Here is a 25761-nt window from a genome sequence, read left to right on the forward strand (position 1 = left end):
CACGTCCTGGTTGGCCGACAGGTATGCATTGGTCGAGAAGAAGGCGTTCGGATCCCGGCCCTCACGCCAGCCATACGCCGCGTAATGATCATCCGCATCAATGCCGGCATTCCACACGTTCACGTTCTGAGCGTAATAGAACAAGTCGCTCACGGATGCATTGCCATCATCCTCGTTTACCGTTCCGTCAGCGAATTGGAAGTGTTTAAAACCAGAGAGCGCAAAGTGCTGCCCCCCGGGACCATTGATGACCACCTCAGGTCCATTGAAGCTAAAGGTAGCCTCGCTGAGCCTGAAATCGAACACTTGTGTGTCTTCCTTGACATCGGTGATGGCAAGCCTGAACTCGGGCGAGGTGACCTCACCCTGGCCTGCTGTGTCGGTCGCTTTCACCTGAGCAGCGTACGATTGCTTGACCTCGTAGTCCGCCCCGCCCTTGAACCAAAGCTCGCTACCACGGATCTCGAAGGCTCCGGCATCAGACCCAACCAGCGATAAATTGTTCGCACCCAGACCGTCATCGGTCGTCACAATGTCCGCCACCTTGACGGCGGAGCCGTTTTCCGCCGTCTGTCCCACCGGGTTTACCAACGCAACCGCCGTGGGGGCTTGGTTCTGCCCTTCGGCCACGTTGGTCAGATTGACGGTGATCATCTTCTTGGTGGTGTAGAGACCATCCGACACCGACACTTCGACCTGATAGCTCGTCTTTCCGGCCTCATAGTCCGGAGCCGTCTTGAACACCAGATTGCCGCCATCAATGCGGAACAGGTCCGCATCGGCCCCACCGGAGAGGGAGAAAGTAGCCGGTGTGGATCCTGCATCCGCGTCAGTCGCGGCAAGGACGGCAACGAGCATCTGGTTTTCCGCGACTGCATGGACATTGGCCGTTGTGATCACCGGAGCATTGTCGTTCACGTTGCTGATGGCGAGTCTGAACTCGGCCGAAGTGACCTCACCCTGGCCAGCACTGTCACTGACCTTCACCTGAACAGCATAGGACGGCTTGGCCTCGTAATCGGCTCCGCCCTTGAACCACAGCTCGCTGCCGCGGATCTCGAAGGCTCCGGCGTCCGCTCCAACCAGCGCCAGCAGGTTCGTACCAAGGCCGTCATCGGTGGTCGCAATATCCGCCACCTTCACGGCTAAGCCGTTCTCCGGCGTCTGCGCTAGCTGGTTCACCAAGGCCACCGCTGTCGGCGCCTGGTTCTGACCAGTCGCCGGAGCAAGTCTCACACCAGTGACATCCGTAGAAGCAAGTGATGTCACACCCTTAAGGCTGAATTGTTCTGACATGCCATCCGTGTCGGTCACACGCCAGACGTTCCCTCCCGCATAGGCCAGGGTTGCCTGGTCCGAGAAGCCGACGAACTCGAGCTTGTCGAGCGCGCCGTTCCCCTTGAAGTCAAAGATCGTATCTCCGCTTACCTCACCCTTGCGCAAGCGGAACGTATCGTTGCCCAGCCCACCGTAAAGCTCGTCGGCGCTGGCGCCACCATCAAGGGTGTCGTTGCCGTCCTGACCATAGAGCTTGTTGTTGCCTTTATTACCACTGATCTCATTGTCCAGATTGTTGCCGACGCCTGAGACGGCAGAGATGCCGGTCGTAGGATTGTCAATAAGAACGAGTTTTTCTACGTTCGCGGCGAGAGGCTTTTCGGCCACGATGGAGATAGAGCTGATGATTGTATCAGTTCCTGCTCCAGCCGCTTCGACGACAATGTCGCCTGTGTGATCAACATAGTAGGTGTCGTCGCCGAGGCCGCCGGTGATCGTGTCAGCTCCGCCACGCCCATCGAAGATGTTGTTGCCGGCGTTGCCGTTCAAGACGTTGGCGCCCGTGTTTCCTGTGGCGCTCAGGTTCGCCGTTCCCGCAAGCGTGAGTTCCTCGACTTCATCGGCGAGCGTATAGCTGACGCTGCTGAAGACACGGTCGTAACCTCCCAGGCCGCCATCAGCCCTCTCCGTGATCAAGTCACCAGTTTCGTCGACGATATAGATGTCATCGCCATCGCCACCGACCATTGAGTCGGCGCCAACACCGCCGTCCAGAGAGTCGTTGCCAGCGCCGCCCTTCAGCGTGTCGTTTCCTCCAGCACCGATGATCGTGTCCGCTCCGCCAAGACCTTCGAGAGTATTCGCAGCATCATTGCCGGTTACAACGTTGTTGAGTTCATTCCCGTAGCCGTTGATCGCAGCGATCCCCGTCAATGTCAGCTTTTCGACGTTGGCCGAGAGAATGTGCTTGGCTGAGGCGAAGACATGATCCGTACCCTCATTGGGATTCTCGGTAACGACATCGCCGTCCTTGTTGACATAGTAGGTGTCGTCGCCCTTACCGCCCGCCAAGGTGTCGACGCCAGCAGAGCCGGTGAGCGTATCGGGACCATCAGTGGCTACACCGCCAATCGCGTTGCCTGTGATTACCGTTCCTGTCGATCCCCCGTCCGTGTTTGTGGGCTCCTCCCGGATTGCATAACGCGCATCCTCCGGGTTGATGATGTTGTTCAGGACCTGTGTGCCAGTCGAGTAGTAATTTTTGACCGGATTTGTTGTGGGATCATCGTCAGGGTTACCGTCCGGGTAGTCCTCTCGCAGCCGGATTTGGACCTCGTCGAAAGCGCCTTTCCTTTCCTGGGAGTTATTTGAAATTGAGCTCTTTTGAAGGATCGTATTGACTGAACCCTCAATTCGCACACCTTGGCGCATGTTGTCGTATATCTTAGCTCCGGTAATGGTTACATCGTCAGACAGCTTGACCAGAATACCCTCACGGGTGTTCCCATAATATTCGCCCCCGATGATCTGAACGTCCGTGACATGGGCAATTTCAGCCTCATCTCCGCGCTGAATATCGCCGCGTTGTACAACAATACCAGCGCCACCGGTCGCGCCCAGGCCGTTGTTATAGGCAGTGTTGTTTTCAAGAACGATGTCGGTCGAGGCATTCTGAATGTTGAAGCCGTGGCGGTCATTGTTGTAAGCGACGTTGTTCTTGTAGACACCGCCCACGACCCCGTCTGCTACGAAGCCGTCCTTGCCGTTATCGTGAGCGACGCAGTTTTCGATTACCACCTCGTAGGAAATTTCGTGCGGATTGAAGCCGTAGGCAGTGCACTCCTTAATCTCAACGCCTGAGAGGGTGATGTTGGTCTGCGTTTCACCTTCTTCCGCCTTCACGCCGCAGATGAATCCGGCCTGGTGATCCTTTAGAGGGTCTCCAGTGGTGTTATTGTCACGGTTGCCGTCAATCGTCAGACCGGAAACGGAGACGTTGGAGACATCTTCAAGGGCCGTACGCACGATGCCGTTGAGACGGGCATTGAAGTTGTCCACGAGCTGGATGACCGTCTTTCCCATGCCAGCACCGGTCAGAGCCACGCCCGAGAGCAGCTCGACGGCCCCCACAGACGGATTGCTCTGATCACCCGTCACAACGTAGGTGCCGACGGCCAACTGGACGACAACCTGCTCGGCGGATGGATTGGCTTTGAGGGCCTCTTGATAGGCTGCATTGGCTCTTTGGATGGCATCCTTGATGGCAGCCGTATCCTGCGCAGCATCACCGGTCGGAGCATCAACGATGATAATCTGTGGGGCCATGATCATTGTCCTTCTTGTACGTTGAATGCTACGTTGATTGCGGTCACCATCGCCCGAACAAGCGTCCGCTGCGGGCACTGTGAAGCTGGCGGTGCTTGGAGTAGGCGCTTCTTCAGAGAATGAGGCTCAGTCCCAAAGCCATGTTGGCGACCGTTGATGCCTCTGGCATTGCCACGACTCAGCCCCTCTCTTGGGACGTTCTCGCAAGATCTTATTCAATAACTTCGAATACATAGAAGCTTTTCGGGAATGGTTGCTCGCTGTTAGATACAAGATAGAGCTTATCGTCGGTCTTGTACTTAGCTATACTGTGTATCGTGACGGCAATTTCGATCTAACCCGCACTGATATTGAAAACGTTCTACCTACTTTGCAGTATAACCTCTGCCGCATTGGGCAAGCCATTTGGACAGGCCCACGAGGCCATTTGCGGCGAGGTAAAGAGCCAAAGCCGTCAATCCAGCGGCTCTACCATCGGCGACAAGTCAGCCGCTGATGGCTCTCCTCTGGGGAGAAAAAAGCAGCAGCAGTTATGCGTTAGTCGCCTGTCCAAACTGCTGAACTCGCTGCAAAAAATGGATCATACCCGCGAGCGCACTCATCTGCGTCTGGCTCCTCTTAGCCAGATTGACCGGCGGGTTAACTGCTCCTGCTATAATTTCGAGTTCCTTGCTTGGGCCTGACACGACCCAAGGCGCAACAACTCATGACGGTGACAGCCTTGTCCTGTTTGTCCTGCAGGCATGAAGACCAAAATAATTTCAGAATCGAAGCCTTCTTGACGTGGCTACGAGGTGAGGTGGCAAAATCGCCCTTGCACATATTTATGTAATAATGTATTATTAATCGTGTCTGGATCCGTGAACAGCTGATGTGCATCATCGGGACGAGACGCTTGGATCCTCAAGCCGCAGCAGCACGCTGAAGCGCTTATGGCACTTGGTGTCAGCACTCGGCGTAACCTGCCCGCGACGGCGCCCGACCGGCTGGACTGGTTCCGAGAGGTCAAACCGCTTCACATTCTCCAGAGAAACTACTAATGAGCAGCGATGCACACGCACAAGCCCTCTCTGACCAACTCTGAACGCCCCTAGCCACCGCAGCTTGAGCACTCGAAACGGATTTGACCTTAGTCGAGGATATCTTGAACAAACACCGGAGACTGCGCTCCTCTTCATGATGGGACCATCTCGACCCTAGACAGCCTTGGCTTCCGAATGGACGCACTAGGCTTGCTGGAGTTGAGCCTGCGGACGTAGCCCAGCGGGGCCTAGAAGACGGCGAGCAGGCGGTTGCCACAGCAACGACCAGCAACAGCCCTTGGTGTTACCATGTATATTCAAGCTCTAACCAACATCCATACAGTTCTGACGGGCGGAGTTCCGTTCGGCACTTACGGAATTCATAAAACACGATGATCAAACGAGCATTCTTGGACGTCTATGAAGGCCTAAAGCGCTGGGATCTCTGGGTTTTTCTCGGTTGGCATGATGTCAGGCAGCGCTATCGCCGTTCTTCCCTAGGGCCACTTTGGATCACACTTGCCACCCTTGTTACGATTGGCGGCATGTCACTGCTCTACGCTGGTCTGTTCAGGCAGGATCTAAGGAGCTTCTTGCCCCTCGTCGCATCGGGAATCGTAATATGGGGACTCATTGCAGGATGTGTCACCGAGGGGACCAGCGTATTTATATCATCGAGCGCGACGATTAAGCAGATTCCAGCGCCGCTCACGATCCATGTATTTAGAGTGGCATGGAATCAGTTTATCTATTTCTTACATAACTTTGTCCTTGTCATACTGGCACTTCTGATCACTGGCACCCCAGTCACGATGGCAAGCCTTCTGTTCATTCCAGCGCTGCTCTTATTGATTCTGAACTTGGGCTGGATGATCTTGCTTTTAGGAACCATCAGCGCTCGGTTTCGGGATGTGCCGCTCATCGTGCAATCCCTCCTTGGCGCATTGTTCATGATGACACCGATCCTCTGGCAAGCAAGTTTCCTGCCGCCAGCGCGCCAGTGGGTCGCATTTCTCAATCCATTCACATACTTGGTTGAGATTGTTCGCATACCACTTCTTGGGAACCAACCATCGCTTGTGGACTGGACAGTCGTCGGCGCTATGGCGATTGGAGGCTGGATTGCCGCCGCAACGCTATACGGCCGCTCTCACAAGAAAATCGCCTATTGGATCTAAGCGGCTTGTCCCAGGAGGGGCTCCGAAATATGGCATACGTTGAAGCGAAAGATCTCGGGGTGCGCTATCCCGTCCTCACTGCGTCAGCACGCTCATTGAAAAATCAGATCTTGTCCCGCACGACCGGCGGCCGGATCGCAGGAAGCAAAGCTCGCGCAGTTGAGGTCCAGGCCTTAAGTCAACTCAACTTTGTGTTTGAGCCCGGAGACCGGGTTGCTCTTATAGGCCATAACGGCAGTGGCAAGAGTACCCTCCTCAGGATCTTGGCCGGCATCTACCATCCCACAGAAGGGTATCTTGATCGCAGGGGCCGGGTCGCTGCCTTATTCGATGCCAGCTTCGGAATGGACATGGATTCAAGCGGATTTGAGAACATCGTGCTCCGTGGCAAATATCTCGGCATTTCCAATGCCGAGATCGACCGGCAGGTGGACGATATCGCTGCGTTCTCGGAGCTTGGTGATTTCCTCAAGATGCCACTGCGGACCTATTCCGCCGGAATGATCGCGCGCTTGGCCTTCTCGATTTCAACTTCCGTCGAGGCTGATATTCTCCTCATTGACGAGGGGCTCGGGGCCGGCGATGCGGCATTCATGGCAAAAGCCAACGGTCGCATGCAGCAGCTGATCGAGCGTTCCCGTATCGTCGCGTTCGCATCGCATGATCGGAACACGACGCTGGAATTCTGCACCCGAGGCTTGGTCTTGCAGAGTGGCAGGTTGTTGTATGATGGTCCGGTTCGTGGAGCATATGAGTTCTATGACGATATCATCGGAGCCAAAATCTCGTGGGATAGCATGGCACTCTGAGCAGCCGTTACCGGTCGTTCGAAGACAACACAGCTGCATTGGTGCAATGGATGTCTCTCACGTAGGAGTTCGATTGCCAGAACCGATCACGCCAGCCCCTGCTGCTGACCGAGTACCGCCGCCTCCGAGTGGTCCCTCCAGGGGCCCCATGGAGCCATACTGTCTGAACAAAGTTATAACTTGAATGCACCTTCCGCTACACAACGCAGCACGTGTTTGTTTCTTTGCGCACTTCGACAGCGAAGGGCACGTTGAAGATTATGTTCTTCGATATCTGAGAAAGCTGCGGCAGCTGGACTTTACGATCATTTTCATTACACCGTCCGCGATTGACAAGCATGCCAAGGACCTCCTCCTTCAGATATGTCACGATGTCATAACGCGCAGGAACGAAGGTTTGGATTTTGGCTCATGGGCCACAGCCTTCGCGAAATATGGAGATCAGCTGGCCGGGGATCTTCTGTTGGCCAATGATAGCGTGTATGGCCCGATTGGCGACCTGCACAACGCGCTTGATGTGCTGCTGAGCAACGATGCTGACTTCTACGGGTGGGTCGAGAGCCTTGATACGGCCAAGCATCTACAAAGCTGGTTCATGGTTTTCAAACCGCACGTCTACCGCAGTCAAGCTTTCCGCTCGGTCATGGCTCTTCCTTTTTCTCGTCTCACCAAGCGAGAGATCATTGAGCGCGCCGAAATCGGATTAACTACCGCGTTGGTGCAGGCAGGGTTTCGGTATTGCGCAGCCTATCGCGCCTCAGGGGCGGGTACGTTATCGAAACTGCATTCATTCAACCCATCCCATTTCCTTTGGCGCGAACTCGTAACAAGCGGGCGTGTTCCTTTTATCAAGGTTGAGTTGCTGCGCGACAACCCACTCAACGTCCCCGATGTCTATGCCTGGCAACCCGTTGTTTCTCAAATAGAGCCAGAGATAGTCCCGCTGATAAGGGACCATCTCACAAAAAAGAAAGCTATTTCTCTACAACCACGGGACGTTTCCCGGACCCAAACGCTCAAAGATAGGCTTCACACCCAGCCATTTTTCGCCCGCGATTATCTCTATACCCTGGATAACAGAACAGCAGCGATACTCTCAAATACAGTTGTTTTCCTTGCGCTCGCTTCAGCTCGAAGAATCGTTGGTGGCGTCCTCAAGGTCCTTGTGCGAAGCGGCCTAAGACGTCAGCGCGTGCGATAGAACGATCATCCAGCCTACCCGCTGCACAACCCGCTGGATACGTGTGGCGTCGCTGCCAGCCTGCGACACCAATCCAACACCATCCACGGGCCCTACCGCGTTTGGCTCACCTTCGATCCAAGCAATGGGTTGTGCACGATCTCTTGCCCGCGATTTCTCGACACTACCAAGCACCAAGCCCGATGGAAAGAACTCCCGACGGATTCGACCGGTGCTTAGCCAATCCTGACGCGGCGTCGGTCTGCTGGAGCATAAAGGTAGGTTCCGTCGCTGTTCTCGAAATCTCTACTGATAACGAGCTTCCCATCGGCCAATCGCGCTCCGGCGATCGTCTGACCTTTGGCTTTGACAAAGAGGCCGAAAAATCGTTCGAGTGCATGAGCTAGGGTACCGTCCATCTGGCCCGCTTCGTTCTCGAAAGCGTCCGCGAGGAATGGATGTGTCGCAATTGGCAGGAATGAGGACACCCGGCCGGCAAACATGCTTCCAGCTGCGAAGTGAAAGTCCTCTTCTGGCGGCCGTACATCAAACTCGCGGCACAAGCGACGCAACCACGCGATATTTCCGGCTCCTCCTATATAACTGTAGGCGTTCAACAAATGCGTTTCGCCCGCCACGAGTGCAATTTCAGCATTCTCGTCCAGGAACTTCTGCAGCTGCTGCTCGCGCAACAACTCAAGCAAAGGGCCGATGAGCGATGATCTCCACTCATCACCATCGAGGCGGTGTGTGCTCTTTTTGGTGTGGACTTTCACAAAGTAGGAGTAACCATATGCCCGAACCGTCTGGAGTACACCTAAGAATGGGCGAATATCGCGTCCCCAGTTCGGATAGAAGTAAAGCCGGGGATTCTGAAGATTCTTGGCGATCACCGAGAGAAGCGCTGCAGGTGGATCTTCGGGAAGAGTGATGAAGATGTCCTCGCGCGCCTCTTCCGGAATGGATGCAAGCAGTTCCTCAAGCGCGTCCGGATAGAAGGCATGAATGATGCTAGCGACTCGGGTTTTTGATTTAACTTTCTCAGGTGCCAAGCTTGTCCGAGCCTGCGCAGGAGCTTCGTTTCCTAAGGAGACCGTCTGCAGCGGGAGATGAGGTCTCAGCGCCTCTGCGCTCATCTGCAGAAACGCATGCCCGTATCGTTGGTCGGGCTCGAGATGAGCACCGCCGGCCCAATCATTCCATGCATTGATAAAGACGAGGCTTTCTCCGTCCACAGGTTTATCGACGGCGTGGAGCACCGCCTCAGCCAGCCAGTACCCATAAAGCCGCGGTTCAGTTCTGATAAAGCAATGGCCCTGTCCGCCATGGCGCGCAGTATCGTCCTTTCCAGGGAATACTGAAGGAATGACAGGGCACTCGTAGCTTGCGAGCTGCCGTCTTGCCGGAGCGATAATGCGGATGTACTCGTCCACTCGCCCGGTAAAACTGCTGCTGAATGGGACTATTGTGTCTGTAATCTCATCAGTCACAATGCCATGCGGAGGGCAATCGAGGACCGCATCCAGCCCAAGTTGCACTGGGTGAGTGTTCGGGTTGAAATTGGCTGGCCCCACCAGAAACAGGTCTGTGCCTATCCTCTCTTGAGCACGCTTGCGCCAGTGCTCCAGTGTCGCGCGACTGTCAGGCACAAGTCCAATTTGTTGCAGGACGATAATCGGCCGACCTCCAACCCGAAGGTAACGGGGGTCGTCCATATACCGGAGCGCATCATCGATGTATCGCGTCGCGCTCTGCAACGACAGAACCGGATCAACATGCGCCTCGGGGCGAGACCTGTCCCCACTCCAGCATAGACAGAATTTGAAATCGATGTCCTTGCGGCGGTAGAGAATGTCGAGCGGCCGCCCAAACAATCGCCTGCCCTCCGCGGACCAGTGGTCAACGATGCAGAAACCACCGATTCCGTGCCGCCTTGCGAGTTCAACCTGCTGCTCGATTACCTGCTCATTTCGAAGATCATAGAACCCGAGATCAGCCGGCAGATGAGGCTGGTAATGTCCAGGGAACTGCGGCTTGGCCTGAACCACACTGATCCACTCGGTCCCGCCCCTACCCCAGCGTTTGTCATTGTCGGGATCAGAATAGAGCTGCGGAAGGTAGAACGCTATCAAGCTGACCGGTGCCGATAGCGGGTCAAATTTTGGGTAGTCTGCAGTACGAAACTCCCGGTCTCGCGCATTGCGGTCACTCCGGTCGAGCTGCGCGAGATACTCCAGGCCCGCCAAACGAACTCTTTCGTTCACTTCAGCTCCCCTGCCGACGAGAAAAACAGAGCAGTTTTGCGAACGATCTTCCGCAGCCATGGCATCCGAGAGAAGGTACCACGGACCCGGCCTAAGGCACGCCAGCTGGTGCTGGCCTCAATGGTGCGTAGCCTCTCGGAGAGCAGCATACGCTCCTGCTCATTGGTCTCCAGCGCCTGCGACAAGGAAGCCGCTTTCTGCTCCGAGCGTTCGAGTTGCTCGACCGTCCTACCGTGCTCTTGCATCAGGTTCGTCAGAACACGCTTTAAAATCCCAAGCTCTCTTTCAGAGGCAGAAATCTCAGCACCACTGATCCCATCTTGGCTCTTTCCTGGGGAGCTATGCCCATTCCGGGCTATCCGGGCTTCAGTTAGCAGTTCCAAGAATGCTGCAAGTATTCCCGTGTTGATCTCGGGGGCATTGAGAATTCGGCCCATCAGAGCCTCTTCCTCCCCTTCGTTTGCGGCTGCGATGGCCGCACAAGGGATCTCAATATCCGCTGTTGGGGCATAACTGCTACAAACAGCAAGGAACTCAGTCGGACGGATCGGTCTGGCCCACTCGCGGCCTGACACGGAGTCGATGTGAGCAAACCGCAGAGACGCTGAAGTACTATCCAGGACGATGGAAGTGCCGGCTGTTAGCGGAGCCATTGCGGAGGCCGATGCCGAGGTTTGACCGAACATCCGCACGTGCGGAAAGCTCTGTCGAAGGAGGTTCTCTAATCTCTGATGGTCGAGCTCAGAGGTGAGACACGGATTTTGGTCGCTGATCGCCCGTGAGGACGCCTCTGGACTAGGTGTAGAGATCAAGAGCATGCCGTCGTCTTTGAGAACACGCCGCAGCTCTTGGACTGCCTGCTCGGCATCGGGTGCCTGTCCGTCCGTTCCAAACCACGTGACGAGGTCAAACGTCTCATCCGGGAAGGGAAGCTCCCGAATCTCCCCAACCTTGAACTCAACATTGCCGAACCCTGCATATTGCTGTTGTGCGTGAAGGACAGCAGCCTCCGACCGCTCCATGGCGGTGACACGTCGCGCCACCCTTCCAAGAATGGCCGAGCCATACCCCCCGCCGCTTGCGACATCCAGAACGAGCTTGTCCTTCGCAAATCGCTCAGCAACAAAGTATCGGAGCATATACCCAGCTCCGATCCTGCCGCTCATGCTTGGCAGATATTGCCCGCCGGCATTCGGCGGCCGTGCCACGTCGTTTGTCTCGAGAGGGGCCGACACGTCGGAACTCTTTATTGTCAAGGTTGTGATTGGGGCTTGGGGCCTTTCGGTACAACATCAATCGCGTCATGTCGAGGAATGCGCCCGGTTCCTGGAAGTCGCCTCAGGCCTCCCGAAGCATCGGGAATTGTCTTCGTTAATGGTAGATAGAGGCCTCTCTTAGGACATTCCCATACCCCAACTGAGAAGAGACTGTGCACCGCACGGCCCGTTCCGCACCTCGCACAACATGCGCCGGGAGACCTGAACCAGCAGAGGCCCTGAAATGCATGCCTTCACATTTGCTCGACAAATCTTTAAGGAGCAGACAGGCCGCAAGGACGGATGAGAGAACAACAGTTGTTGTCGGCCCATTGTACCGTCTAGTAAGAGACCAACTCTTCTTGGCGGACGGCATGAGTGCCGAGGTTGGGGACCTTAATCTGCATAGGGCTGAACTCTGACTTAGCTGGTTGGTACGGATTATTTTCTATGCGGCAAATAGTGCAACTCCTTTCAAAGCCAAAGCGATTGGCTGCCCTTTCCCACCACGCTCTGGGAATCGTTCAATCGAGGGCGCAGGAGGTCGGGTGGGCTGATACGGCCCTGAAAATCGTGAGTGCGCCCTGGCGGCATGGCCTTCGAACTCTGGCCTCTTACGTTTACCAAGGACATGCTGCGTCCCAGCAGGTACGATACGCGATCTACGATACGGCACCGACGAGGAAGGCTCACGCGGTTCTGGAGCCACGCGTCCTCATCGTCGCGGAACTGAGTCTGCCTCAGTGCACAAAGTACCGGATCCGGCAGAAACAGCGACATTTCGAAGCGATTGGCATTCCTTGCATGGTTCTGGATTGGGGTGACACGCGGGCCATCCGTGATTCCCTGCAAACCCACCCGATTGTGATCTTTTACCGCGTGCCGGGCTATCCGGAGTCTCTCGCCCTCATCAACGAAGCCAAGCGCTTGGGAGCCGCCACGTTCTGGGAGGTTGATGACCTTATTTTTGATACCGAGGTGTACGAGCAAAACCGAAATGTCCAGGTACTTGATCCCGACCTGAAGCGCCTCGTTCTTTCGGGTGTCCCGCTGTTCCGGGCCGCTCTTCAGGCATGCGACTATGGACTTGCGTCCACGGATGCGCTTGCGACCGCTATGAAGGCCGCCGGTGTACGGGATGCGTTCGTGGTCGAGAATGCGCTCGACTCGGACACCATGGAGTGCGCGGCCTCGATCAGCACCACAAGTCGGGTCCCTGCTGACAGCGTCACCGTGATTTACGGCTCCGGATCGAAGGCCCACGACGCTGATTTCGAGTGTGCCGCCCACGGACTGCTCAACCTGCTCGAGCAGCGCCCCCATGTTCGCCTGCGCATCGTGGGACATCTCAACCTGCCGGCAGATTTTGCGCGCTTCGAAGACCGCATTGAGCGTGTGCCTTTCACCGACTTCAAGGATTATCTCGAGATTCTTGCAAGCGCCGACATCAGTATCGCGCCCCTTGAAGCCACCCTGTTCAACGATGCCAAGAGCAACATCAAATATCTTGAGGCATCAATCCTGGGTCTGCCCTCCGTGTGCTCGCCAAGGGCAACGTTTCGGAGTGTCGTTCGGCACGGCGTCAACGGGTTTCTCGCCGAGACAGACGACGAGTGGCTAGAGACCTTGCTCCAACTCGCGGACGAGCCGAATCTGCGAGCCCGGTTGGGTCAGGCAGCGAAAGAGTCCGTTCTCGAGCAATACCATCCTGATGCGATTGCCAAGAACCAAGTTGCGCCACTTGTCGGGCAATTCGCACCGCCTCGTCCACGCAAGCTGCGGATCCTCGCCGCGAACGTCTTCTACAACCCCCAACGCTTCGGGGGTGCAACGATTGTCGCCGAGGAGTTGGTAACGCGTCTCCACGCGCGGGCGGACACCGAAGTCACTGTGTTTACATCATGGGCCGACGCCAGTGCGAAGCCGTACAGCCTCAAGCGCTACGAAGTCGGCGGAGTGCCGGTTTTTGCGGTGAAAACACCTGACCTCAATCCTCCGGAGCTCGAGTACATCAACCCTCGAATGGGTGAAATCTTTGCCGAGATCCTGCAGGCTGTTCGCCCCGATGTCGTGCACTTGCATTCGATCCAGGGCCTCAGTGCGTCGCTGGCAAGGGCCTGCATCGACGCCAGCGTTCCATACGTCATAACGTCGCATGACGCTTGGTGGCTCTGCGAGCGGCAGTTCATGGTCAAAGGAGACGGAGCTTACTGCTTCCAGACCAGGATTGATCCGGCGGTCTGCGGCCGTTGCGTTCGGGACAGTGTCTACAACCGGCATAGAACCCGGCAGTTGCGCCACGTCCTGGACAACGCTTCCTTGGTGTTGGTGCCGAGTGCATTCCATCGCCAGTTGCACCTGGACAATGGTGTGGATCCGAAAAAGCTTGTCATCAACAAAAACGGAACCCGTCCACCTGCATCAGCTCGGCCGCCGGTGGCAAAGGACGCGCAGTCGATCCGCTTTGGTTTTGTCGGGGGAGCTGGGCCGAACAAAGGATTGGACCTCATTCGGAAAGCCTTCGAGGATCTCCCCTACTCCAACTACGAGCTCATCCTCGTTGATAACACGTTGAATCTTGGGTTTTCATCACTGGCGACGAGCGATTGGCGGATTCCCGGCAAACTGACGATCAGCCCCGCTTATACTCAGGATACAATTGACGACTTCTTCAATGGGATCGACGTTCTTTTGTTTCCGTCGCAGGTTAAGGAGAGCTTCGGCCTGACAGTACGGGAGGCGCTCATCCGTGACGTTTGGGTTATCTTGACTGAGGCTGGCGGCGCAACCGAAGATATAATCGATGGCACCAACGGCACCTTAATACCACTTACTGGACACCATGTCCCTCTACGCACCGCAATTGCCTCTCTCCTTCAAGCTTCTGATCGACTACACATGTATAGAAATCCCTATAAGCATAGAATTGCTACATTCGAGAAGCAAGTGGATGAGCTATACTCGTTGCTGAACCGTGCGGTCATGACAAACTACAGCAACAGCCAAGGCAAGCAGCCAATAGCTCAATCGTCCGGTTTGATCACCAACCACTAATAAGAGCTCCTAACAAAACCGTCTGCATTGGTTGAAACAGATGAGCGCGCATCCGAGTGTGGTGAAGGCCAGATGGATGTCCTCGCGCCGTTCATAGCGGATGGTGAGACGGCGGAAGCGATTGAGCCAGGCCAGTGTGCGCTCCACTACCCACCGGTAGCGTCCCAGTCGCTCGCTGACGTCCACACCACGGCGGGCGATCCTGGGCACAATGGAGCGCCGACGGCATTCGCTCCGGCAGCGACGATGGTCATAAGCCTTGTCGGGGTGCAGCTTGTGAGGTCGACACCTGGGACGTCCACGCCCATGACGGACCGGCGGAACGGCATCAAGGGTGGGGGCGAGCATGACGCTGTCATGCCGATTGGCTCCGCTCAGGCTGATCCCGAGCGGTGTACCTGTCCGGTCGACCACAACATGGCGCTTCGTGCCCGGTTTGCCGCGATCCGTCGGGCTCGGGCCGGTGGCCGCGCCCCCTTTTTGGCCGCAATGGACGAGGCGTCGAGCGCGGCCCGGCTCCAATCGAGTTGGTCGGCATCCGCCAGACGCTCCAGCAGGATGCGATGCAGCCTCGTCCACACCCCGGCCGCATGCCAGTCGCGCAGTCGGCGCCAGCACGTCATGCCCGAGCAGCCGATCTCGGTGGGCAGCATTTCTAATGGGATGCCCGAGCGCAGGACAAAGAGGATGCCAGCCAGCGCCGCCCGATCACCAACCCGCGGCCGCCCGCCCTTTGGCTTCGCCGGTTCGGGAGGAAGGAGCGGCTCAATGGCCACCCAGAGAGCATCGGAACCAAGAGGTTTGGCCATGCCAAACCAACGCGCTCACTCCGGTTTTGTTAGGCACTTTAAGTGGTGCATCCGGCAGGTGAAGGGTTATAATTCTTGCATCTCCTGACATGACCGCGGAAGTGGACCATGGCACCGGTCTGCTTACGGAATTTGAGCGCTGAGGAGCGCACAACGGTCCAGCAACTGGCTCACTCACGCACCGCTCCACACATTGCACGAGGCTGGTGATGAATTATATTTTTTCGTGTGAGGCGGCGTAGCAGGATGCGGCTCATCTTCGTCATCGAACACCTTTCCGCTCCCGCAGGAGCTTAGCAAGGGTGTCTATCAATCTGAGGGAAGGTCAGCCCGACTGTCTGTCCTCAAAACGGTAGACGACGTTCGGCGAATCGCTGCCGCCTAACGACCGATCAGCGCGCACATAGGCCCATAAGTACGCGGTCTTGGCCTTGCCCGCCCCGAGCGCCAGGGTCGAAAGGGCTGTTTCATCGGCAAAGATCCCCTCGCTCTGCTTGATCCGCGCCAGGGCATACTCGACCAGGGGCTCAAGCTCAAAGCCGACCTTGCCCATCCACTACGCCGTCTGCGAGCGCTCGATCATAAATTAGTCGGCCCTGAACAATGCCGTTTGATCAGGCGGCGATTGGCTTCCAGGGTTCGTGGGCAGGATCCGATCGCGCAGATGAACCCATCAGGGCTGCCATGAGCCAGGCGACAAAAAAAGCCTGAGCCAGGTCAGGATCAGCTGCAGGTTGTGCCCGGCGGCCACGAGCAGGGCGTTCACCGTATCCCCCGTGGCTCCCAGCAGGTGATTGCGTCCCAGTCGCCCATCCTGTTTCACGTGTCCGATCATCGGCTCGATCGCCGACCGGCGTCTCAGCTCGCGCTTGATCGTGGGCGTGAGCCCCCGCCGCTGGCGCGTGATGAACACGCGTTCCTTGTGCGCATAGTCATTCCCGCGATAGCACTGATCGACGTCAATGCGATCCGGTTCGACCCCATTCAAGGCCCCGACCTGCTCCACGGTGCTGCTGAGCATATGGCCATCCTTCGGGTTGCCCTCCAGCGATTTGGACGCGAGCACGAAGCCCTCCCAGTTCGTCACCGCCACAGCGAGCTTGGAGCCAAACTCATAGGGACGATGGGCTTTGCCTTTGGCGATGCACACCACCTCGGGCGCATGCAGACTGTAGAGCTTGCTCTCGCTCGTGCGCTCCTGCACCAGCAGACGTTCTGTCTGGCCCAGCAGACGTGCAAAGCGAAGGGCGAGGCCCTCATCCGCGGCGACTTTGCGGGCGACATCGCGATAGACCCGCCCGAGATAGGTCTTCAGCCGCTTGAGCTCCCGCTGCATGCGCCGCATCTACCGCGCATGAGCATAGCGACCGACCTGCACGGCGGCGCGTTTTGCCAAGCGCGTGTGAGCCTGACGCAGCTTGAGACCGTACTTCTTGGCCAGCCGCACCAAAGCCTGCAACGCCTTGAGATAGAGCTTCGCGTCAGTGGGATAGGTGATCGCCTTGGGCTGCACCGTCGTGTCGACGCTGATCCGCTCCAGGCTCGAGGGACGCACAGCACCGCTCTCCAACCCGGCCTGGATCGTGGCGGAAAGCAGCGTCTCCAGCCCGTCTGGTCCAAGCCGCTTGCGCCAGCGGATGAGGGAACTGGGATCGCACGGCAGCTCATGCTGGAAGTACTCGCAACCGCAGAACCACCGCCAATACGGGTTTCCTGTCCAACGCTGCACCACGGCTTCATCGGACAGGTTGAAAGTATGCTGGAGATAGGACGGCCCAACATCAGCCGGGTCGGTTTGGCAGGCCGGCCGAGCGGACGATGGAAGCGGCCGAACGCCTCGTCGAAGCTGTCCCAGTTGATCAGACCGGCCAGGCGAAAGAGCGCGTGACGCGGATTGAGGATCTGATCGAGACGGCTGCGGTAGAGATCGCCGGAGCTCGGCATTGTCAGCTTGGGTCTCATGGCAAAACACCGGTTTTGAGCGGGTCAGCCCCCAGATGCTGGGATTTTACAATGCTTCGCGATCCTGAAGAATCCTTCAATCTCTATTACTTGTGAGTTGTTCAGGGCCGACTAAATTCGTCGCCGGCGTAGATCGCTTCCTATCGGTACAGCGGCAGGCCATCAGCGTATTTCGCCACACCAATCTGGGCCAGAAGCGCCTCGGTGGGGATGCCACCGGCGATGATCCGGGCGCGGCCCGTACGCTTTGAGCGCATCCTTCCACTGCAGAAATTTGTGAATGACGTACACACTCCCGCTGACCACGGCTGGGTGTCCACGCGCGGTGCGCCGCGAGCGAGCGGAACGTACGGTGAGTTCCACGCCAGATGACACTCGCTCAACAGAGACAGACCACCCATGCAGAGCCTCCTCCAAAGGAAGCCCTGAATCACAACTCAGCCCAAATAATAGGTCCTGAGCCTCGGCAATTTCCCTTGTCAAAATGTGCGCATGTATTTAGGCTATCGTAAAAATACTATCAGCTACAAGGGGATAGATGGCTTCTCTCACTCAAACCTCAGCTCGGAGAGCTTGCACATTATTCATCCAGAGCTCGCGCATCTAGTACCAGCTGGGTTCTCCTGCGGCTTGGAATGAAGGGAAAGTTGGGTTACTCGTTCTCTCCCCAGTGGTACTTATTTAGCAAAGACATCATGGATCTTCGAACCTTTTCTGAATTCGACGCTCTCACTCCATCGATCTATTTTGGTGCGCCACAAGCCACTGATGAAGTCACCCGTGAAATCTTCCGTTCAGTATACCCGGTTCTCGTTGATGAAAACTGGTCTGATTATGACCTTGGGCGCTTTGCAACCGCAGCCTTCTATTACCCTTCTGTCTTTGCCAAGAGCGGGCGCGAGTTATCGAAGATGACTGCATGTGAAATAGGAGCTGGCACTGGGATGAAGGCTTCTGCATGGGCACCTCTCTTCAAGAAATACATTGCGGTCGATGTCCTGCCAAACAGTCTTGCATACACCGAATCTCTTGCCCGACGAGTCGGTTTGAACAACATTGAGACATGCATCGCCGATGGAGCGGCTTTCCTTCGCGAAAATATCTCAGAGATTGATGTTTTGATCCTTTATGCTGTGTTTGAACATCTAACGCTTAGCGAGCGCGAGGAGATCTTGCTTAGTGCCGAGGCAGTCATTCAGCGTGATGGATTAGTTCTTCTAGCGGAGTGTCCTAATCGCTTGATACCCTCCGATCCTCATACGTCGCAACTGCCGTTTTTCCAGCAACTACCTGATGACCTTGCTCTCCGATACTTAGACAGAAGCCCACGCTTTGAAATTCTTGAGCGCGAAAACAGATGGGCCTCGTCTCCACAGGAGCGGCTCTACCGCATGGGCCGTGGTGCAAGCTTTCATGAATTCGATGCATTTTGTCCTAAAATTGGGTATAGTGGTTTCGCAATCGTTGCGGATGGGTACGATGTTGCCGGCCTGAACATCGAACCAATTCGATCCGAGGAGATTTATCTCGATCATTTGCTCACCGAGATCGCCATTGCTCCTCCCCGTGCATTTTCGCGCTATTGGATTGAACTCCTGGCTCACAAAGGACAGTCATCTCCGCCTCGGCAGCGCCTACGCATGGCGAAGGTTGCAGCAGGCTCTAGCCGCCGTGTTCCCCTTGGTTCCCACTGGGACTTTGATCGCACAGTTGTTCCTACCGGATATACGGTGGAGCTAGAGAATTCTGTCTCAGACAGCATAACATTAACGTTTGATTTATTCTCAAGCGAAGGAATGCTCGTAGTTTGGCATGGCACCAATGTTGTGCAAGAAATCAGTTTCTCTGATTTGAAGCGCTCACGTCCGCCAACATGGCATTCATTTGCCGCAGCCTTAGTGCACCTCCCAACGCATCCAGACGTAGTGCGCCTTGAAGTCAGGGGCAATGACGGTCAAGCGGTGCTCGGCCCTGCTATTTTCTGATCGTGCACCGTTAGTCACATTAAGGCGAGAACCGCCTCGTCCATCTTATCATAACCCATTGGCATGTTGGCGCTATGCCACGCCACGGCTGACGTTTCCTGAGTTACTAGGCAGCGGACTCATAACTGCGGATCCAGATGCGAGCTGAGATCAGCTTGATGGCGGCCAGGAAGTTGTCCGGGCTCTTGTCGTATCGCGTGGCGATGCCGCGGAACTGTTTGAGCTTGTTGAAGAAGCGCTCGACCAGGTTTCTGTAGCGATACACAAAGGCGCTGAAGACGAATGAGCCCTTGCGGTTGCTCTTGGGCGGGATGTTGGCCCAGACGTCTTGCTCCTGGGCCTGCTGGCGAATGGCGTTGCTGTCGTAAGCCTTGTCGGCCAGCAGGGTCTCGCCTGGCTTCACGTTCGCCAGAAGCTCCTCGGCTGCGGTGCCGTCATGGGCCTGACCGGGTGTCAGAGCAATGCGGATCGGGCGACCTTCAGCATCGACCAGCGCATGGATCTTGGTGCTCAGGCCGCCACGGGAACGTCCCATGCCATGATCGCCACCCCCTTTTTACCCGTCGCGCCATGCTGGTGGACACGAACACAGTACGCTGAGCCCCTTCTTTGGATCGCCGGAGGCTAGAGTTTCCGGCCTCTAATCACGGCAGCAGGCTGGCTGTGCTGCCGTGATTCATCAGTGAGATCGGGGGCTTGTGCCCAAGCGCACCATGCGGCCGATCCTCATTGTAGTATCTGCGCCAATCCTCCATCTTTTCACGCGCATCGGCAAGCGTCAGAAACCAGTGCTGGTTCAGACACTCGGCCCGAAAGCGGCCGTTGAACGCTTCGATATACGCATTGTCGGTGGGCTTGCCGGGGCGGGAGAAGTCCAGCGTGACACCCCGGGCATACGCCCACAGATCCAGGTCACGGCTGACGAACTCCGAGCCCTGGTCGACCCGGATCGTCGTCGGATAGCCGGTCTCAGCACAGGTCCGCTCCAGCACCTGCACCACGTCCTCACCCCGGTAGCTGAAGCGCGGATCGATGACCGGGGAGTAGCGCGAGAAGATGTCCACCACGGTCAGGATCCGCAGCTTCCTGCCGGTGGCCAGCTGGTCGTGCACGAAGTCCATTGCCCAGATCTCGTTCGGCCGCGTGGCGGCACAGCGGTCCTCCCGCAGCTTCGCCTTGACCCGCCGCTTCGGCGGCTTGCTGCGCAGTTGCAGTCCCAATTCCTTGTAGATCCGCCGGGTCTTCTTGTGATTGACGCGCCAGCCCTCACGGCGCAGCAGGGCGTGGACGCGCCGGTAGCCATAGCGAACCCGCGTCTGGCAGATCTCCCGGATCCGCCTCTCGAGGCCGGCCTGCTCGGGGCGGCGGGACTTGTAGTGATAGGTGGAGGTGTCCACGTCGAGCACCCGGCACGCCCGCCGGATCGACACGCCCCACTCGCCACGCATCCCGTCCACCAGCTTGCGCTTGCGAGCAGGCCTTACAGTTTTCGGCGGATGACATCCTGCAGCATCTCACGGTCCAGCGTCAGATCCGCAACGATCTTCTTCAGCTTAGCGTTCTCCTCCTCGAGCTGCTTGAGGCGGCGCATTTCCGGCGGCAGCAGACCGTCATACTTCTTCTTCCAGTTGAAGTAGGTTGCCTGGCTGATCCCGGCCTTGCGGCAGATCTCCGCCACCGGCACGCCGTCGTGGCCCTGCTTGAGGATGAACGCCTTCTGGGCGTCTGAACCGAAGGTCCGCGAAGCGAAAACTGCGAGGCTTTCATGGCTCTCCGCTCCATTCCCAGCCCGGGATCCTAGCGCGGAAAACTCTAACCAAAAACGATCCAGTTTTGAGGGCTCAGATCAGCCTTCACGCCGACTGATTCAAGCTCCTTTTTCCCGTTCTCTCAAGGTGCCTAGCACCCAAGGTGCGAAGTTGTGTCTGCTGCCGCGCTGGGAGGTAGCGTGCACTGACTGTAATGGCGCGGCGAGCTTTTACAGCATTGCTGACTGCTAGAACAGCTAGTATCGCAGAGCACAGATATGCATAATAAAGGTAGCGAAAGTCCGACGCGGGACCGATTACGAAGTGTGGTGCAACGAAGCACACTGCGGAAGCACTCAAGGCCGCGGCAAAAGCAATCAGTCTTCGAGCGAAGAGTAGCACCGCCCAAGCGCCGATCAGCAAGAGAGCATAGATCCATGGGAAGTAGAGCCAGGGCATAGCTTCACTGATAGAGCTCAGAATATTCGACATGACATTTGGGCGGAAATCGTGGCCATACGGGTTTGTAACGGTCATCGGGGCGGCCACAAAAGCAGCAGCACTCTTTCCAATTCTCATCAACTCTTTGGAATATTCCCATCGATGTTGCAGGTATTCAATTGGATGATTCGCTACAGCCGCTAACCAGCGGCTATTTAGATCGCGCAACCGCTCGGCATCAGTCGTTCGAATTGGCGTACCTAGAGAGTAAAAAATACCATTAGCGCTGCCGGGCGAGTATAGCTGCTGAAGTGTGTGGCCGGCTGCATTGACTTCGACCATCACATATGCGGGAAGGAGCCCTTGATTGGTCTTCACTGAAATCGCTAATAGATCATGAATCTGAGTGTACTGGAAGGAATGCGTTTTGACGACTTGAGACTGAAGTAATGGCACCGCAGACCCAAGGAAACATCCGCCACTGAGGAATAGCGCTGCCGTCGCTGATCTGAAAATCGCGCCTCCAAACCACTCTTCTTTTAATGCCATATACCCGAATATAAACGGCAGCACCACGACTCCGTTTGGCTTTACGCCAACCGCAAATGTAGCAAGGGCAAGTATCACAGCACGTTGTGCCCAAGAAGTGCGCCTTTCACGTAGATGAGCTTGGAGCGCGATCATCCAAGCAAGAAAGAGACTCACGGCGAAGCATATATCCTTCCAGATCTGGCCTAAAGGAAAAACGAGGCCCGGCCAAAGGCCAACAATCGGAATCAATACGACCCAGATCGAACGCTCCGCTTGCTGTGTCTGTACTGCAGTCGCGAGTAGCCCCCATGCGCACCAATACATCAGCAAGTTTTGAACCAACAATGGTGCAGGCCCATTGTTTACCTTGAGCAACTGCTTCCACCACCACGCCATTAACGGCGGGTGCCAGTCGGAATAGGCGCCGAGTAATGCTTGTCCATACTGATCGACGGAGTCGTTACTCATCCATCCCGGAAAGAACGTCGCGAGGGAGATCAAAAAACAAAGAAAACAAACAACCCAAATTGCGATAACTGTGCTGTCACGATGCTTGAACAAGGTAGTGTACCTATTTTACCCTAGACTTGGAATGAAGCCATATCACAAACTGCTCCGAAGCCAACTCAATTAAGAAATGAGGTTGCGTGAGAGTGCGAATTTTACTCTAGGCGAACTAACGTCTAGCGAACCTCTACAGGGCGCCATTGCGACCGTGCCATCCGGCAGGACACGGAGAAAACCCGAGGTTATCCAGAGCCGCAGATGGTTGATCAACCAGCACATTATAGGCAAAGGGCTGACCCATATTGGCTCTGCCGCACCGAAAATCGAACATAGGAGCAGTGCTCTCGTTGGCGCCATGGGCAACAATCATCTTGCCCGAGGGCATGATTACTTCACTCTCCAAACCGCATCGCCCCATGCAGTACATCAATTTCGTCTCAACCTGCGACGTAGCTTGCCTCCCCAAATGAAGCTTTTAACAAAAACTGTATATGTGTAGTGGAAAACCCGAGGGTGCGCTCTGAGCCGGCGATCTATAGCGTTCAATATGCGATGGGATCTACGATGAGCTTGAACCTGAAGTGCATGCCGTTCAGCAAATAACTCGTCACGCTCTCTCTGCAGCGCAGCAAGCTCATCCCGCAACATTCCTTCAGCTTGACTCACGCGAAGGTAATCGCGGGCTAACGCTTGCAATCGGAAAGATTCATATCTGGGTAGAACATCTATACTTCGCGCAAGCCGCTTCCATGCAGGCCAAGTATTGTATGTACGCACCATTGAAGAAGATCGAACTCGGTAAAGGCAACCAGCTTGAGGAATGATACTAATCCGACAGCCCCTCGCGGCTAAGCGCAGATAGAGTGCCCAGTCCTCATACTTTGTTTTGTCGCTCTCATCCCATCCACCGATGTTTCGGAGTGTATCAATCTTAAACCCGGAATTTGCATGCCCGAAGTGGTTATCTGTCAGCCCTGCAATTAGACCTGTTCCGATTGGTCGATATACATAGCCTACATGCGGGTAGAAATTATAGTTTGTATCATCATCGAAAGCCTCGAGATAAGGCACTGCTACAACAGTTTCAGGATCCCTTGAAAAACAGTAAACAATGTCCCGCACAAAGTTATTGTGTGGAATATCATCCGAGTCGATGTTTAGCAGAAGCTCGCTCTCAGACGAAAAGAGAGCCGTGTTGCGAGCGCCCGCGAGACCCTTATTGATCGAATGCTTGATCAGTCGCCAAGGTAACTTAAGCTCGCGACTGACGAGTTCCTCAAGTGCGTCGACCGCTGATGTCTCGGAGGCATCATCAACGAAAAGAACCTCTTTTGGGGGGATCGTCTGATGATTAAGGGCCCAGACGAGATCGCGGATATATTTTAGGTCTGTATTAAAGAACGGGATAACGACCGTAGCTGTGATACTATGTGGATCGAGAAACGCGGCCGATGACTCACCCGTTTCAAGCTCTAAGATCCCCTGACGAATCTGCTGCTGCATCGCAACAGTGCCTTTTCTTAGACGTCTCGCATAATCAGTTCGGGTTGTCGGCGATGCCATAATCAAATCGAGAATTCGTTCTCGCAGAGCGCTCGCATTTGGTTCGGCCAACAAATACGGTGCACAGGAGTCTGGCAGCATCTCAGGAACTCCGCCCGCCCTTAACATCACGGGCAACCCGCCAATGCTCACAATGTCAAGTATTGTGAGAGGCTGATTATCTGCCATATAGGGAAGCACAAAGATCGCCCGATCAATCCAGCGCTCCGCGAACTCGAGCAGTTCTGTCCGGCTGAGTCGTATATGCTCTTCGATCTCGAAAACATGCCGTAGCCGCTCGAGTTGGAGCCGAGCGTTTGAGTCTTCGTCGGTTAGAGGACCGATGATGATGATACGCTTTATGCCCGCCTCAAGTACCTGCTCAAGACCTTGATTGCTCAGCGCATCCAAAAAAAGCAGAAAGCCCTTCATCCGGGTGCGCTTGCCGACAAAAATAAGTGTGTCAGCCTTCCGGTAATTCCGATACTTTGCGAGAGGAAAGTCGTAGGGGTACCCAAGTATTCGCCGATCTGCATGATCAGCTGCAATGCCAGCCTCCGCATAGAGATCCCGCAAAAAGCGACTCGGAAAAACGACGGTACGTGATAATTCTATAGCAATCTTTTCGCGCTCAGCTCGCCCAAATCCAGGAAGTCCGATCCACTCTTCCTGCCCATTCTCAAGATAGTGAACCGCACCATGGCAATGCACGATCGTTCGAAGGCTGTCGGGCAGCATGCCAGCGGCAGCAGCCTGTGCAATTCGACAGCCAATGCCAGTATAGTCTTGATATTGAACCGTTTTTAAACTTGGGAAGAAGAATAAGAGCTGTTGGACTGCGTGTAAAGCTTGCTCCTCAAACGGCAGGCTGAGTGTGCCAGGATCATCAAACAGATCTGCGGTGGAGAGAACTCCATGTTCATACCGGTCGGCGGCTTGATTAGGAGTGTCATTGATGTGGACAATTAAAGCATTTTCTGCCCCATACGCTCGCCGCTGCTGATCCACAACGGTACCTATCCCTCCGGACGGTCCAAGGCCTTGGAACTCGGTTGTTATAAACAAATGGGATGGTTCCAGATCATGCCGAATGACACCCTGCTCCCGCAACCATGTGAGGTAGCGCGACTTGCTGAAGGACAGTTCCAAGAAAGATGTCGAATAGTGATCATCAAACTGGTTCGCACGCGTGTGGCCAGCCCTCTCAACCTTGAAGCCGGCAGAAGCAAACAGTGCGACGAGTTCATCGAGACTCCACTCTCGGACGTGGGCTGGGTTCGGCGGGAAACCGTCTGGATCGCGGCCTTCTAGGCGCGAACGATCAGGTGTCGAGACAATAAAACGAGAGCGCTCATCCATCTCCATGAATGAACGAAGCTCGCTAAGAAGAGGGCGAACATCAACGATATGCTCTATCACGTCGCTCAAAATGACCACCGCCGGCGAGTACTCCCGCAGACTTGCAAAAGTTTTTCTTAGCTCGGCGTTCTGCGTAATATCGCATGCGATCCAGCGCCTATCGTGGTACTGCTCTCTAGCGCGCGCGAGAGAGTTGAGAAAGTCAATTCCAACTGTGTTAAACGCAGACTTGTCGAAGTAATAATGGAGCTTGTCCCCGCCACCGCACCCGACATCTATGACATTTTGCAGCCCGCGTTGCTCAGCAACTACTCGTGCCTCATTGTAGACGTCAACCTGCCAAATAACATCAGATTGTGTAGTATCACTAAAAATTTCGACCACAGCTCTCGCTGCAGACTGACAACCGAAGTTATTCCTGGGAGTAGCTAGGTATTTACTAGCGGGTGTGATCGCATCCACGTCCTGAAGTTCGATCGGCTCATTATTCAAGGCAATTCGAATATTCATG

Annotated in this window: 14 protein-coding genes and 2 pseudogenes; 6 read left to right on the forward strand and 10 right to left on the reverse strand. The window is 55.7% G+C overall.

What is annotated here, in order from left to right; genetic code table 11:
- The coding region (locus IC232_RS25360; protein WP_190847742.1) for a right-handed parallel beta-helix repeat-containing protein at positions 1 to 3603 on the reverse strand (3603 nt) is incomplete at its 3' end.
- Positions 3604 to 5035: 1432 nt separating this feature from the next.
- On the opposite strand from IC232_RS25360, the gene IC232_RS25365 reads away from it, so the two are divergent.
- From IC232_RS25365 to IC232_RS25375, 3 genes are all read left to right on the forward strand, one after another.
- A complete protein-coding gene (locus IC232_RS25365) occupies positions 5036 to 5803 on the forward strand; it encodes an ABC transporter permease (RefSeq protein ID WP_190847743.1) in 768 nt (255 codons plus the stop codon).
- Positions 5804 to 5832: 29 nt separating this feature from the next.
- Complete coding sequence (locus tag IC232_RS25370; RefSeq protein ID WP_190847744.1) at positions 5833 to 6612, forward strand: ABC transporter ATP-binding protein; 780 nt, start codon at positions 5833 to 5835, stop codon at positions 6610 to 6612.
- Between the two features lie 184 nt (positions 6613 to 6796).
- Positions 6797 to 7813, forward strand: coding sequence for a rhamnan synthesis F family protein (locus IC232_RS25375; protein ID WP_190847745.1), 1017 nt, complete (start codon positions 6797 to 6799; stop codon positions 7811 to 7813).
- Between the two features lie 215 nt (positions 7814 to 8028).
- On the opposite strand, the gene IC232_RS25380 is transcribed toward IC232_RS25375, so the two are convergent.
- Positions 8029 to 10116 (reverse strand): glycoside hydrolase family 99-like domain-containing protein, encoded by a 2088-nt coding sequence (locus IC232_RS25380; RefSeq protein ID WP_190847746.1) that lies wholly within the window; start codon positions 10114 to 10116, stop codon positions 8029 to 8031.
- On the reverse strand, positions 10053 to 11291 hold the full coding sequence (locus tag IC232_RS25385; protein ID WP_190847747.1) for a class I SAM-dependent methyltransferase: 1239 nt from the start codon (positions 11289 to 11291) through the stop codon (positions 10053 to 10055). Before IC232_RS25385 ends, IC232_RS25380 begins: the two co-directional genes overlap by 64 nt.
- Before the next feature lie 825 nt (positions 11292 to 12116).
- Here IC232_RS25385 and IC232_RS25390 point away from each other — a divergent pair.
- On the forward strand, positions 12117 to 14366 hold the full coding sequence (locus IC232_RS25390; protein ID WP_190847748.1) for a glycosyltransferase: 2250 nt from the start codon (positions 12117 to 12119) through the stop codon (positions 14364 to 14366).
- 9 nt (positions 14367 to 14375) lie between these two features.
- On the opposite strand, the gene IC232_RS25395 is transcribed toward IC232_RS25390, so the two are convergent.
- From IC232_RS25395 to IC232_RS25405, 3 genes and pseudogenes are all read right to left on the reverse strand, one after another.
- Positions 14376 to 15175, reverse strand: a protein-coding gene (locus tag IC232_RS25395) for an IS5 family transposase (RefSeq protein ID WP_190847749.1) whose coding sequence is annotated in 2 segments (ribosomal slippage) — positions 14376 to 14842 and positions 14842 to 15175 — 801 coding nt in all. Because the reading frame shifts where the segments join, the coding sequence is not laid out codon by codon here.
- A 325-nt stretch (positions 15176 to 15500) separates the two neighbouring features.
- Positions 15501 to 15728, reverse strand: coding sequence for a transposase (locus tag IC232_RS25400; protein WP_190847750.1), 228 nt, complete (start codon positions 15726 to 15728; stop codon positions 15501 to 15503).
- 61 nt (positions 15729 to 15789) lie between these two features.
- Positions 15790 to 17077, reverse strand: a pseudogene (locus IC232_RS25405) (IS5 family transposase).
- Here IC232_RS25405 and IC232_RS33140 point away from each other — a divergent pair.
- Positions 16994 to 17233 carry a hypothetical protein gene (locus tag IC232_RS33140; protein ID WP_312895235.1) on the forward strand — a complete coding sequence of 80 codons (240 nt, stop codon included), beginning with the start codon at positions 16994 to 16996 and terminating at the stop codon, positions 17231 to 17233. The pseudogene IC232_RS25405 and the gene IC232_RS33140 overlap by 84 nt on opposite strands.
- Positions 17234 to 17832: 599 nt before the next feature.
- Positions 17833 to 19122, forward strand: coding sequence for a class I SAM-dependent methyltransferase (locus IC232_RS25410; RefSeq protein ID WP_190847751.1), 1290 nt, complete (start codon positions 17833 to 17835; stop codon positions 19120 to 19122).
- A 106-nt stretch (positions 19123 to 19228) separates the two neighbouring features.
- Here the strand turns inward: IC232_RS25410 and IC232_RS25415 are convergent.
- The 4 genes and pseudogenes from IC232_RS25415 to IC232_RS25430 all read right to left on the reverse strand — a co-directional run.
- Positions 19229 to 19713 (reverse strand): annotated as a pseudogene (locus IC232_RS25415) (IS5 family transposase); the annotation flags it as partial.
- Positions 19714 to 19766: 53 nt separating this feature from the next.
- Positions 19767 to 20830 (reverse strand): IS3 family transposase gene (locus IC232_RS25420; protein ID WP_190847765.1). Its coding sequence is split into 2 segments (ribosomal slippage): positions 19767 to 20608 and positions 20608 to 20830, totalling 1065 coding nucleotides; the frame shifts between segments, so codons are not numbered across the junction.
- Between the two features lie 145 nt (positions 20831 to 20975).
- Positions 20976 to 22403: a hypothetical protein gene (locus IC232_RS25425; RefSeq protein ID WP_190847752.1), complete on the reverse strand. Its 1428-nt coding sequence runs from the start codon at positions 22401 to 22403 to the stop codon at positions 20976 to 20978.
- A 372-nt stretch (positions 22404 to 22775) separates the two neighbouring features.
- Positions 22776 to 25760, reverse strand: a complete 2985-nt coding sequence (locus IC232_RS25430) for a glycosyltransferase (protein ID WP_190847753.1) — start codon at positions 25758 to 25760, stop codon at positions 22776 to 22778.
- Between the last annotated feature and the right edge of the window lies 1 nt (position 25761).

The sequence above is a fragment of the Microvirga sp. genome, from assembly GCF_014699075.1.
Lineage (GTDB): Bacteria > Pseudomonadota > Alphaproteobacteria > Rhizobiales > Beijerinckiaceae > Microvirga.